General features: G+C 26.1%; 13 protein-coding genes. All 13 read right to left on the minus strand.

Going from position 1 to position 12,943, the window contains the following annotated elements; genetic code table 11:
* Positions 1–126: 126 nt before the first annotated feature.
* Positions 127–1,692: a ribosomal protection-like ABC-F family protein gene (gene abc-f, locus I2H23_RS04715; RefSeq protein ID WP_092925631.1), complete on the minus strand. Its 1,566-nt coding sequence runs from the start codon at positions 1,690–1,692 to the stop codon at positions 127–129.
* A 442-nt stretch (positions 1,693–2,134) separates the two neighbouring features.
* The gene (locus I2H23_RS04720) at positions 2,135–2,434 is read right to left on the minus strand and encodes a (2Fe-2S)-binding protein (protein WP_092925629.1); all 300 of its coding nucleotides are present in this window, start codon (positions 2,432–2,434) and stop codon (positions 2,135–2,137) included.
* A 111-nt stretch (positions 2,435–2,545) separates the two neighbouring features.
* On the minus strand, positions 2,546–3,577 hold the full coding sequence (locus I2H23_RS04725) for an ABC transporter ATP-binding protein (protein ID WP_092925627.1): 1,032 nt from the start codon (positions 3,575–3,577) through the stop codon (positions 2,546–2,548).
* Between the two features lie 20 nt (positions 3,578–3,597).
* Complete coding sequence (locus I2H23_RS04730; protein WP_195581133.1) at positions 3,598–4,392, minus strand: ABC transporter permease; 795 nt, start codon at positions 4,390–4,392, stop codon at positions 3,598–3,600.
* Between the two features lie 8 nt (positions 4,393–4,400).
* Entirely contained in the window at positions 4,401–5,261 is an 861-nt protein-coding gene (locus I2H23_RS04735; RefSeq protein ID WP_092925624.1) for an ABC transporter permease, read from the minus strand.
* Entirely contained in the window at positions 5,251–6,471 is a 1,221-nt protein-coding gene (locus I2H23_RS04740; protein ID WP_195581134.1) for an ABC transporter substrate-binding protein, read from the minus strand. The genes I2H23_RS04735 and I2H23_RS04740 overlap by 11 nt, the downstream gene beginning before the upstream one ends.
* 345 nt (positions 6,472–6,816) lie before the next feature.
* Positions 6,817–7,245 (minus strand): hypothetical protein, encoded by a 429-nt coding sequence (locus I2H23_RS04745; RefSeq protein ID WP_195581135.1) that lies wholly within the window; start codon positions 7,243–7,245, stop codon positions 6,817–6,819.
* 71 nt (positions 7,246–7,316) lie between these two features.
* A complete protein-coding gene (locus I2H23_RS04750) occupies positions 7,317–8,381 on the minus strand; it encodes a sulfurtransferase (RefSeq protein WP_195581136.1) in 1,065 nt (354 codons plus the stop codon).
* Between the two features lie 257 nt (positions 8,382–8,638).
* Positions 8,639–9,706, minus strand: a complete 1,068-nt coding sequence (locus tag I2H23_RS04755) for a DUF4179 domain-containing protein (RefSeq protein WP_092925615.1) — start codon at positions 9,704–9,706, stop codon at positions 8,639–8,641.
* A complete protein-coding gene (locus I2H23_RS04760; protein WP_092925613.1) occupies positions 9,707–10,261 on the minus strand; it encodes a sigma-70 family RNA polymerase sigma factor in 555 nt (184 codons plus the stop codon).
* A gap of 178 nt (positions 10,262–10,439) precedes the next feature.
* Positions 10,440–11,618 carry an MFS transporter gene (locus I2H23_RS04765; RefSeq protein WP_092925611.1) on the minus strand — a complete coding sequence of 393 codons (1,179 nt, stop codon included), beginning with the start codon at positions 11,616–11,618 and terminating at the stop codon, positions 10,440–10,442.
* Positions 11,619–11,882: 264 nt separating this feature from the next.
* Entirely contained in the window at positions 11,883–12,305 is a 423-nt protein-coding gene (locus tag I2H23_RS04770; RefSeq protein ID WP_092925609.1) for a gamma-glutamylcyclotransferase family protein, read from the minus strand.
* Positions 12,299–12,940 (minus strand): pyroglutamyl-peptidase I, encoded by a 642-nt coding sequence (pcp, locus tag I2H23_RS04775; RefSeq protein WP_195581137.1) that lies wholly within the window; start codon positions 12,938–12,940, stop codon positions 12,299–12,301. The genes I2H23_RS04770 and pcp overlap by 7 nt, the downstream gene beginning before the upstream one ends.
* Positions 12,941–12,943 lie beyond the last annotated feature (3 nt).

Here is a 12,943-nt window from a genome sequence, read left to right on the forward strand (position 1 = left end):
AATAACTTATTGTTATAAAAAAAGATAGTGCCCAAAAGTACAACACTATCTTTTTTAATTATTGATAATTTAATTTTATTTATCATTAAATGATACAACACTAAATATGTTTAAAATATATTCTTTTTATATTATATCTATAATTTTAGTAGCTATTTTCTCTCCAAAACATTTATCATGCTCTACAAAAAGCATAGTAGGTTTTTCTTCAAGAATCATATTTTCTATTTGTATACGCGAAATTACATCAATAAAATTAAGGGGTTCGTCCCAAATATAAAGTTGAGATTTTTCACATAAACTTGCAGCAATAAGTAATTTTTTCTTTTGACCTTCACTCCACTGTTCTATATTCTTTTCAAATTGAATATTTGTAACACCTACTTGATTCAAGCTACTTTTTAAATGCTGTATATTTATTCTTTTTTCTGCTGAAAACTCTTCAATTTTTCCTTTTAAAAAATTTGTTTCTTGAGAAACATATGATATCTTACTTACTTTTTCTACATAGCCTGTATAATTAATTTCTTCTCCCATTAATAGCTTTATTAAACTTGATTTACCACACCCATTTTTACCTCTTATCCAAATACGATCTCCTGGTTTAATTTTAAAACTTATTGGTTTTTTAAATATTTCCTTTTGATATACTATTTGTAAGTCTACTACCTCTAACAACTTATCTGAGTTTGTCTCTATATTCCCTATTTTGAGTTTTTCTACCTGTTCTATATTTTTTAGCAATTTAGATTTTTCCTCTATAGCTTTATTTTGACGCTTTTCTAAGCATTTAGCTCTTTTCATCATCTTTGATGCTTTATGCCCAATATATCCTCTATCTACAGGACCACCTCCTATTTTAGTGGACTCTAATTTATCAGACCAACTAGATTTTTGTTTAGCTGCTATTTTAAGTCTTTTAATGTTTTTAAGTAATTTTTCATTTTCTGATTTTTCAAACTCATCTCGCCTATCATTATTTACTTGCCATGTAGTGTAATTACCTTTTTGGATATCTATATTACTTTTATTAATAGATAAAACATGATTAATTACTTCATCTAAAAAGTTTCTATCATGTGAAACTAATATAAATCCCTTCTTCTTATTTAAATATTTTGCTACACATTCTCTACCTTCTGAATCTAAATGGTTAGTAGGTTCATCAATAAGTAAAAAGTTATTTTTTCTAAGAAATAATGCTGATAATAATAGTTTTGTACGCTCACCAGAACTTAATGTTTTAAAATTTCTATCTAGTATTTCTGGTCCTAATCCTATTTTTCTTACTTCTTTTTCTATCATTTCATTAATAATATATCCATCATAGCTTATAAATTTATCTAACACTTCTCCATATTCTTTTATATATTTAATATCACCTGAATATTCTTTTAGTTCTTTTTCCCATTTAGTGAACGGTGCTATTGCTTCTCTCATAACTTCTAAAGCTACTTGATTGTCATTCTCTACATTCATAGGAAAATAATCAAAGCTTACTGGACTTATTATTTGCCCACTATATTTATATTCTCCTTTTAATAATTTTAAAAAAGTTGTTTTCCCTCGACCATTTCTACCTATTAATCCTAACTTCCAGTCTGTATCTATATTTATGGATACATTTTTAAATATATCATCTCCATGGTTATCATATTGAAAACTTAAATTATTTATTTTAATTTGTGCCATAATTGTCCTCTCCTTTGTTGAGGAAATAAAAAAACTTCCTCAACTTAAATAGTCTTTTTTACTACTTAAAAGATAAGAAAGTTATTATATTTAAATATTATGACATGCAAATAAAAGCAATGATTGCTTTTATTTGAGTAATTTAGTTATAACATTTAATCTTATTCTTAACTTTAAGTAGTTTATAGGGTAGCTTAATAAAACATCTATTTTTGATGTTTTAAAACCTAATTAAACTATATTATTGTTATTTTGAATAAGATTAATTGTTCATTTTATCTAATCACCTCTATATGTATTTTGTATTATTATAATATTATAGTAACTTAATTTCAAGTGCTTACATTAGATCAAGAGATTTCATGAATTTAATTTTTTAAGATAATTTAAGTTAAAAAGGGATATGTCTTAAGACATATCCCTTTTTATAACTATAAACTAGTTATCTTTTATTTTCTATTATATTTGATATAATACCTTTACATCTTCCACATCCAGTACCTGCTTTAGTAACTTCTCCAACTTTTTCAACAGTGTCAGCTCCATTTTTTACTGCTTCTACGATTGTATCTATTGATACATTCTTACATTTACATGCATTTTTTATAAGAGCCTCTACTTCCTTAAGCTCTTCTTCGTTTTCAATATTTATATCAGACATCTTTTTAAGCTCTTCAATAGTTCTAGCTCCCTGTGCTTGAGCCTTTCTAACTTGTAAATATTTATCCATATCTAGTTTCATATGTATTTCTCCTAACCTTTAAATTTATTTATTAATATATTAACTTTATAATTATTTAATATTATAATTACATTATATTTATATCCAATATTAATATATAATAAACAAGTTTTATTGAGTAAAGTAAACTACATTTTCTAAATTAAAGTTTATTTTTACATTTTGGTTAACTTCATAAAAATGCTTATTTGAACTAACCTTGAGTATAAAGTCTTTTATATCTATTTCATAAATTGTATTTTCACCTAAATATGTTTTCTTTTTAATTTTTCCTATAACTCCATTTGGATAATTTTCATTATTAATTTCTATATTTTCTTTAGATATCATAAGTTCTACATTATCTAAACTTTCATTTTTATCAATATCTAAGCTTAGCTTAACATATTCATTTTCAAATAATCCATTATATATTTTCCCACTTATATAATTTCTTTCTCCAAATATATTCGCAACTACTTTACTATTTGGTTTTTCATATAAGTTTTTTGGAGTATCAAATTGTTTTATTTCTCCATTTACCATAACTGCTATTTTATCACTCATCATCAAAGCTTCTTCTTTATCATGAGTTACTAGTATTGTAGTTATTTTTAATTTTTTTTGTAAATTTAATACAAACTCTCTCATTTCTTGTCTTAAGTTTATATCTAAATTTGAAAAAGGTTCATCTAAAAGCAGCACCTTTGGATTTATCGCTAAACTTCTTGCTATGGCTACTCTTTGTTTTTGACCTCCCGAAATTTGTGATGGGTACTTTTTTTCGTATCCATTAAGTTTTACTAAGTCTATTAATTCTTGTACTTTTTTATTACGTTCGCATTTTTTAATTTTTTTCATTTTAAGTCCAAACTCGATATTTTCAAATACATTCATATGAGGAAATAAAAAATAATCTTGAAATACTATGGCTACGTCTCGTTTTCCTGTGGGTATATTTTTTATACTATTTCCATCAAATAATATATCTCCTTTATCAAAATCAAGTATTCCTGCTATTATCTTTAATGTAGTGCTTTTACCACATCCTGATGGTCCTAGTAAAGAAATTATTTCGCCTTCATTTATTGATAAATTTATACTTTTTAACACATTTATATTATTAAAACTTTTATTTAAGTTAACTATTTTAACACTTGACATTGTATTCTCCTTAAATTGGTTTATCCTAAAAAGTAATTGTTTTTATTATTTAAATAATACTTTTTTATTTTTCCTTCTACAAGTATTAGTACTACTATACTTACAATTAAAAATACTAGACTGTATAGTGCTGCTACTGTTCTATCTCCGCTTTGTATATATGGAAACATAACCATAGGATATGTAATTATATTACCTCCTCCTATTAGCATAGTTAAGAAGTATTGACTAAATGAAATTATAAAACACATACTAGATGCACCTATTACTCCTGGAAATATTAAAAGTAATGTTATGTATCTAAATGTGTTTATTGAATTTGCTCCTAAAAGCTTTGCTTGTATTTCTAATTTTTCTCCTACTAAATTATATATATCCGCTATCATTTTTACTGCATAAGGAATACAAGGAAGTATATTTATTATTATTACTCCTATTATATTATTTGCTAGACCATTTCTTAAAAAAGTAATGTGAACCCCCATAGCTATAGATATCATAGGTACAATTATTGGTGATAGCACTAAAATTTCAAATAATTTTTTTCCTCTAAATTCATATATTGATATAGCCTTAGCTGCTGGTATGCTTATTATAATTGTTATTAATATCACTATTATTGATATTAATATACTGTTAATTAATATTTTTATATTATAAGTATTTAATATATATTCAAACCCTCTTAAAGAATAGTCTGTAGGTATTAACTTTGGATAAGTCCACCTACTAGTTATTGTCCATATTAATAGTATTGAAATTGGTATTATAAGTACTATTAATAATATATCTAAAATTATTTTTTTACTTTTCATAATCTCACCTATAATTTATACTTATACATTTTTGAAAAAATTTTGTTATATATTATTAATAAAACAAAACTTATGCCTGATAATATAATATTTATAACCATAGATAATGCCTTTTGGTTAAAATCTGTACTTACATAATTAGTGTAAGCTAATACTGATAATGCTTTAGGTGTACTTGGCCCTATTAAAAATGGTACTTCATATGACCCAAAAGCAAAAGCAAATAGTATTATGAATGAAGATATTATAGATGGCATAGCAAGTGGTAAAGTTATGTATCTAAAACTTTGTAGTTTGCTAGCACCCAAATTTAGTGCTACTTTTTCTAGCTTCTCATTTATATTTCTTAGTATATTATAAGTTGTTATTACTACAAAGGGTATCCCTTTGTATAAATATACAAGTATTATTCCTATACCATTTTTATCAGATATTAAATTTATAAATTGTGATGAATCAGATATTATACCTAAATTATATAAAATTCTTGATATTATTCCAGATTGAGAAAATATTGTTACCATAAAAAATACTACTACTATATGTGGAATTATTATTGGCAAGTTTAACACGGTATTTCTAAAATTTGAGTACTTATCTTGAGTTAACAAATAGGCTAATAAAACACCAAGTATTACAGATATCAAGCTTGATATTAAGGATGTATTTAAACTAAATAGAAGAGACTTCAAAAAAGAAGTCTCTCTTAAAATCTCTTTGTAATAACTAAAATTTATTTCATTAAAACCTATTTGTGGAAAATATCCTAAACTTTGTAATAGACAATTTATTATTCCATACCCCATTATAAATAACAAAAGTATAGCTGTTGGTGCTATGAGTATATATGGTTTTATTTTATTGTTCACTTTCTAGAACCTCTTTTGTCCATATTTTTTCTATTATTGGAACAAGCTCTGCTCTTAATTCTGGAACAGCATTTTCTATTACTATCATTTCATCACTAAATTTACTTTTTTCATTTTTAGGTATTTTGTTCATATCTAATATTGTTGAGTCTCCCCAATTTTTACTAAATGTTTTAGAACCTTGTGCATCTATACTCATTAAGTAATCTATTAAAACCATAGCACCAGCTTGATTTTGACTATTAAATGGTACTGTTAAGAAATGAGTATTGCTTATATTTCCTTTTTCAAATTCTATTATCTTAGTATTAGGACTAAACTCTTTACTTTCTATTTTAGATGGTATTACATTTGGTGAATATGTCATTGTAAAGTAAACTTCTTCATCTGAATACATATTATCTAATTGTGAAGTTGTTGAAGGATAAGTTTTACCTTTATTCCATAAGTATGGTTTTATTTCTTTTAAATAGTTAATAGCAGGTTGGATTACTTCTTTTACCTTTGTTTCATCTACTGGTAAATCTTTTACATTTTCATATCCTACTATATCGTATATTACGTTTCTTACAAAAGCACTACCTGTAAAGTCAGGAGGTGCTGGGTATGTAAATTTACCTGGATTTTTCATTATTACTTCTTTTAAATCATTAGTGTTTTTAATTTCTTTATCCACTTTAGAAGCATTTTCTATTATTGTAAATTGTGCTTTACCCCAAGGTGCTTCCATATTATCTACTTTTGTTCCAAAGTCTGTAGTTATATCTTTTGAAGTTGTATCTACATATTTATTAAAGTTTGGAAGTTTTTCAGTAAATTTTCCTAATAGTAAATTACTATCTTTTGCAGTTTTAAAGTTTTCTCCATTTATCCAAACTACATCCATATTTCCTTTTAAATTGTTTGCTTGTTTATCTGATAATAAACTGTTTAATATTTCATCTATATTCATACCTACTCTTTTTACAGTTATATCATACTTTTCTTTCATCTGAGGTATTATGTAAGTATCAAACCATTTATTCATTACTTCGTTACCACCATAACCATAGAAATTAACAGTAGTCCCTTTAGCTTCTTCTAATAATTGTTCATATTTTTTATCTGAAACATTTACTTCTTTTGGTTTTGTAGATGGTTTTGAACATCCAATTAAACTTATAGTCATAATTATACTTAAAGCACCTATTATCTTTCTTTTAAATTTCATATTTATCTCCTTTTGTATTATTTTATTTTTTATCAATATTATCTTATGTTATATATCTATTTTTTATTTTTTATATGTATTTAAAAAATTCGATTCGCTCATGTTACTCAAACGACTTCGTCCGCTAATCAAAAATTCTTTTTTGAGCTACTGTGTAGGCGAATACCTTTACTTTTTCCAAATATGTTACAATAACTTTAATTCATAGATTAACAACAATTTACAATCAAATAAATTCCCTTGGTAAATAAAAAAGTATTGATGAGTTCATCAATACCTTTTTGTTGATATATAGAATATAATTATTTTTAATTCTTATAAAGATACTTAGCATACCATTTATTTTTAATTCTTATACCAAATAACTCCTATAAAAGTCTTAATAATCTGTATTAATGTCATTAACCCAAACATAACGCTTATATAATAAAATGCTCTTATTTCTTCTGCTGAATATATCAATATAAATCCTATAAAGAAAAGTACAAGTATAACCATAGTAATACTCATAGTAGTTACTATTTTTTTTAACCTTACTTTTCTTTTCATGTATAGTATTAATACTAATAGCATTAATGTTATCAATGCTATTATGGCAATATATTGTATAGTTTGAATAGGATATTTATCTTCCCAAACATAATTTTTATGTACGACATGTCGTAACATTCCCATCTTTTTGTGTGTAAAATAGTTCACCATATACGCTCCAACTAAGAGCAAAATTTCTAGTGTTGTAGTCAGTACATAAAAAATCTTTTTTATTTTTTCCATATAAATATCAACCTCATTATCTGTAATTTAAAATAATCACTACAATTAGTTTAGTGATTATTTTAAATTATTTATTTTGCAGCTTTGTTTGTTGGTAGTTTACCCACTATAGTATATTCACAATTACCACTATTTGGATCTCCTACTTGTACAGGAAGATTATTATGCATTTGCCATTCATTCCATCCACCATCATAAACAGTCATCTTATCCCATCCTGCATCATAAGCAATTAACCAAGGAACTGATGCTCTCCAACCTGTTCCACAGTAAAATGAAAGTTCATTGTTTTTATTTATATCAGAATCTGACCATAACTTTTCCATTTCTTCAGCAGTTATAACAGTTCCATCTTTATGTGTATAATCTTCCATATTGTATGGATTGCTTCCTGCATGTCCCCAAACTGCGCCTTTAGGCTCACCAGCTCTATCAATATAAGTGTATCCACTTGTTTTACCATCAAATTCATCTTTACTTCTTATACTTACTAGACGGAAGTTTTGGTCATTTTTTAATTTATCTTGAACTTGTTCTATAGACATCCAATATTCTGGATGTGCTGGAACAGTTGTTCCAAAGTCTTTTGCTGGTGTTGCTTTTTCTACTTCAGTTTCTGTTTGATACCCTGCTTTTTTCCATGCATCAAGTCCACCATCTAGAACTTTTACATTATCAACACCTGCCCAAAGATATGCATATGCTACTCTACTTACTGCTGAAATATCTGTTCCATATAAAATAACAGTTTTATCTTTTGTAACTCCTAAATCTAACATACCTTTTTCAACTACCTTAGGATCTGATATATTCCAAATCGGCTCTGATTCAACACTTGAAGTATCCACATGTAAAGCTCCTGGAAGATGTCCTTTTGTATAAGTTGGGCTGTCTTTATAAGTTCCCCACGAAACTTCTAATATAGTATAATTTTTAGACTCTGGTTGATTTCCATCTATTACACTTTGTACCCACTTAGGTGATACAAAGACTTTTTGTGTATCTACCTTTTCTGCCTTTACATCTGATTTCGTTTCTGTTGTTTTTTGAGAATCATTCGAAGGACTACTACATCCTACCGCCATTGTGGCTACCATTGTAATACCAACTAGTGCACTAATTAATTTTCTTTTCATAATTGTCCTCCGTTACTTTTTATCATTTTCTTAAAATGAGAGTGTTTATAGCTACCCTTAATATCACCCTTAATTATTTAAACCCATAGAAAAATTGCTACCTTAAAAACAAATCTAAAAGATTTGAATTTACTGAAATTTGACCTCGATAATTTTATCATAATTCATATAAATCTCCAATATTTATACAAAATTTAAATACTTAACATTGGTATTATTTATTTTTTCTATACGTTAATATACAACATTTAAATTCTCTAATTTATATCTATATAAACAATAGCATCTTTAAATATCTTAGGATTATCATCAATATATATACAAGGTATTACACTAATCTTTTTTTCATTTCCTTTTAGTTCAAATTCATCACCTATATATAAATTACCATCAATTAACTCTCCTCCAGTTCCAGGTCCATGTATTAATTCATTATTATTTTCGTCCTTTGCGATTAATACTGGTTCTCTTCTTTTATTAACACTAAGTTCTGTGTATAAGTCATAATTATATTTAATCTTAACAGATACAGGAGATACCCTAATTTCCTCTATAGTGAAATTTCCTTTATATACATTTTCATCTATTTTAAAAGTTTTATTTATTTTATGTACTTTAGTATCATTTAATATATTTGATGCATTTATTATAGTATTAAATTCCCAATTGCCCCTAATAGCTTCAAATTCTTCATTTCTATAGTTATGCATTTCATTAAAAATAATCTTTAAGTCATAGTCTTTGTTTCCTTCTATCTTATCTAATATTTCATAAGGAGTGTCAGATGCACCATCTCCATCAGTATCTATTGATAGTAAACTAGTTTTAAACAATATATTCCCTTTTTTTTCTCCTATTACTTTTTCAACTTCACAAGAATTACTCTGTCCCTCAAATACAAGGTCATCAATAATAATTGTTGGATATAATGGTGATAAAGTTTCTATATTTAAATTATCATTAAAATTGGAATAATCAACACTCATACTAATTATTAGCTGTCTATCATCTAACATAACTTCACCTAGACTAATTTTTAGCCCATTAGATTCAATAGTTTGATTCCCTTCAAACTTGTACTTATCAAATTCATTTTCTTCTCTTCCTAGTAAAACTTCTATTTGTTTTGTTATATTCTCTATATAAGCCCATGTAGTTTTACTATTTAATGCCATAGTTCCTAAAAGAATGATGCTTGATCCAGCTATTATAAGCTTTTTCTTTTTTAATTTTATTTTTTGTTTATCCTTTAAAGCCTTATTTATAACAACCTCTATAGAAGAATCAAAGTTATCTGGTATCTTTATATTATCTAATTTGCTCATTTATTTCCCCTCCATTAATATCTTATATAATTTCTTTTTTCCTCTTTTTATGTAAGTTTTAATAGTATTTTCATTGCATTCAAGTACGTCTGCTATTTCCTTTATAGTCATATCTTGAAAGTATTGAAGTATTATAGGAGTTTTAAATTTTTCTTCTAATATATCTATAGCATTATATAAATCTATTTTCTCTTCCAATTTCTCATATGATATATCCTCAACTTCTTCTAATGCTTTTATGTCATATATAACCTTACTTTGACTTCTATTTCTATCATTTACATTATTGATAAGTATTCTTGTAATCCAAGTTTTAAAGTATTTTGGATTTTTTAATTTATGTATATTTATAATTGCTTTATATACTGTTTCTTGGCATACTTCTACTGCCTCTTCTTCATCTTTTATATACAAAAAAGCTGTTTTATATAAGTATTCTTTGTTTTCATTTATAATTGCATTAATTGAATCTTTGTCTCCCTTTATAGCTTTTTTTATTATATCCTCATCACTAACTTTATTTTTACTCCTTCTTAACATTAATAATTGTCCCATATCCCTCTCCTTTTGTTTGTATTACATTCATTAGACGCAATAGATATATAATAAGTTTCACTTAAATTAAATTATTTTTTAATTAATAAAAGCCATGTGTATAGAATAGACTTCCATACTCATGGCTTTTATTAATATTTAGCATTTTATATAAGTTATTTTATTTAGCAATTTTAATCTATGCAATAACTTTTTCAGTTTTTTCTTCTAAACACACTCTTGGCACAAGTAAGCATACTATCATACAGCATATCCCACTTAATATAAATGGTAATTTATTACCTATATCAAATATAAATCCAGATGCTAAAGATCCTACAATCATACCAATAGCTTTGTATGATCCTTGTATACCCATTATTTCACCATAATTTTCTTTTGCAAGTTTTGATACTATACTTTGTTGTATAGGAGTAACTAAAGCACTACTTCCAACGAATACCATTATAAACATAAAGCTAATTAATATGTTGTTAAATAATGATGCTAATATCATACTTATTCCAGCTATCATACAAGCTACTATTAAAGTGTATTTTTCATTATATTTTTTACTTAGATATGGATTTATACATAAGTTCATAATTAAAGCTACAACCCCAGCAAATGCCATAACAATACCATTAACTGTAGTTGGCATATTTAACACTGATTCTATATAATAGTTTATAGTCGAATTATATGAAGTTGTTGCTATAGTTATTAAAGTCATAACTATCATCATAATACTTACAGTAGGATTTAATGAAGTTGACTTACTTCCTTTTTTAAGATGTTTAGTATAAATCTCTATTTTACCAAGCTTTTTATCAATAGTTTCATCTAAAACAAAGTATATAACTCCTGCAACTAATAAACATAATATAAACTGAGTAAAAAATGCAAATTTATAACCTAAATTTCCACTAAATCCACCCATAAGAGCTCCAACAGAACTTGCTATTGATGTAGTTGCTGTATGATATGACATATATTTTGTTCTTTCTTCTTTCGAAGATATATCACTAACATAAGCTATACAAGTAGTTATAAATGCTACTGACATAGCTCCACCAGTTATTCTAAACATAAGTATAAGTGGTGTACTTTCTATAAATCCAAATCCTAGTTGGCTAATACCATAACCAATTACCCCAATAACTAAAAATCTCTTTCTTCCTCTTTGGTCAGACAAACTTCCCCATATAGGTGACATTACAAAATGAGATACTGCCATAGTTGAGTATAGTACACCAAACATATATGTAGGTAGGCTTAGTGCGTTTATAAGAGATGGTGTTACAGGATGTGCCATATTAAAGGTCGCCATGGTTATAAAATTTATAAATAATATCTTTCTCATTTTTATCTTGTCCATATTTACTCCTTAAGTTTTTTATTTTAAACCTTAATTATTATATCATAAAAATATTTATATAACATAAAAAATTCACTTCACTTTATCAATGTAATTTATATAGTCAGCTACATATTCCGTTATCAAAAAATTATTTTTACTTAAGTAAATATTTTGCTATAACTTTAACCTATAGATCTTTTACTATTTCTAAATAAGTGCAATATCTTAATAATTAAAAAAGCACAGATTACCATCTGCGCCCTTTTATACATCTCTTTTATATTAAATTTTACTTATAATATATTCTTTCCAATCTCCATGAGGTATCTCAATTAATTTATCTTCTGAATTATTTAAAGCTTTTGTATTATATTCATAGTAATATGCTATTTCTTTTATTCCATCTTTTAGAATAACTTCTATTTCTTTCCTTAAATACTCACAATTTATATTATTATCTTCACTATAGTTTTCTAAATCATCTAATTCTTTTAGGCTTTTATCAAAGTCTTTAAGCTCCATTAGCTCACCTATAATAGTACCATCCCCTGGTACAACAGCTGGATATCCCTTATTATCTAAATGAAATAAATTTCCATTTATTGTTGCTTTACAAGTTTTTGATACCTTACCTTTTAGAAGTTTTTCATAATTGAACATATCACTTCTTAAACTACCATATACAAATATTTTATCTATTAACATATTTCTCCACCTACAGCTTTTATATCTTTATCATATAATGTACATGCCTCTATTGCTAATTCTAGACCCTTTACTATTTCTTCTAAAGACATATATGGAGTATTTTTCTTGTCTATAACTTGAGAAGTCATATATGGTATATGTATAAACCCACCTTTTATATTTGGATATTTCTTATCTATCATGTACATTATTCCATACATTACATGATTGCATACAAATGTACCAGCTGTATTTGATACTGTAGCAGGTATTTTATTTTCATTCATATGTTTAACCATAGCTTTTATTGGCAAGTTTGAAAAATATGCAGCTTGTCCATCTTCTTCTATTATCTCATCTGTTGGTTGATTTCCTTCATTGTCCTTTATTCTAAAATCATCCATATTTATAGCAACTCTTTCAGGAGTTATATCATATCTTCCTCCAGCTTGTCCTATAGATATAACTATGTCTGGATTGTATTTTTCTATAGCTTCTTCTATAGCTTTTACTGATTTATGTCTAACTGTTGGTATCGTTAACTTAATAACGGTAGCTCCATTTATATTTTCTTTTACCATTTTTACAGCTTCCTCAGCTGGGTTTACTTTTTCTCCACCAAATGGATCAAATCCTGTTAATAAAACTTTCATACT

Origin of the sequence: Romboutsia sp. BSD2780061687b_171204_C1, assembly GCF_015560225.1 — a bacterium.
Taxonomy (GTDB): Bacteria; Bacillota; Clostridia; order Peptostreptococcales; family Peptostreptococcaceae; genus Romboutsia_C; species Romboutsia_C hominis.

What these genes read in the sequence shown, in the direction of transcription:
- abc-f (WP_092925631.1), bottom strand. Translation starts at nt 1,692, where the DNA reads ATGGCACAAATTAAAATAAATAATTTAAGTTTTCAATATGATAACCAT.
- I2H23_RS04720 (WP_092925629.1), bottom strand. Translation starts at nt 2,434, where the DNA reads ATGAAACTAGATATGGATAAATATTTACAAGTTAGAAAGGCTCAAGCA.
- I2H23_RS04725 (WP_092925627.1), bottom strand. Translation starts at nt 3,577, where the DNA reads ATGTCAAGTGTTAAAATAGTTAACTTAAATAAAAGTTTTAATAATATA.
- I2H23_RS04730 (WP_195581133.1), bottom strand. Translation starts at nt 4,392, where the DNA reads ATGAAAAGTAAAAAAATAATTTTAGATATATTATTAATAGTACTTATA.
- I2H23_RS04740 (WP_195581134.1), bottom strand. Translation starts at nt 6,471, where the DNA reads ATGAAATTTAAAAGAAAGATAATAGGTGCTTTAAGTATAATTATGACT.
- I2H23_RS04745 (WP_195581135.1), bottom strand. Translation starts at nt 7,245, where the DNA reads ATGGAAAAAATAAAAAAGATTTTTTATGTACTGACTACAACACTAGAA.
- I2H23_RS04750 (WP_195581136.1), bottom strand. Translation starts at nt 8,381, where the DNA reads ATGAAAAGAAAATTAATTAGTGCACTAGTTGGTATTACAATGGTAGCC.
- I2H23_RS04755 (WP_092925615.1), bottom strand. Translation starts at nt 9,706, where the DNA reads ATGAGCAAATTAGATAATATAAAGATACCAGATAACTTTGATTCTTCT.
- I2H23_RS04760 (WP_092925613.1), bottom strand. Translation starts at nt 10,261, where the DNA reads ATGGGACAATTATTAATGTTAAGAAGGAGTAAAAATAAAGTTAGTGAT.
- I2H23_RS04765 (WP_092925611.1), bottom strand. Translation starts at nt 11,618, where the DNA reads ATGGACAAGATAAAAATGAGAAAGATATTATTTATAAATTTTATAACC.
- I2H23_RS04770 (WP_092925609.1), bottom strand. Translation starts at nt 12,305, where the DNA reads ATGTTAATAGATAAAATATTTGTATATGGTAGTTTAAGAAGTGATATG.
- pcp (WP_195581137.1), bottom strand. Translation starts at nt 12,940, where the DNA reads ATGAAAGTTTTATTAACAGGATTTGATCCATTTGGTGGAGAAAAAGTA.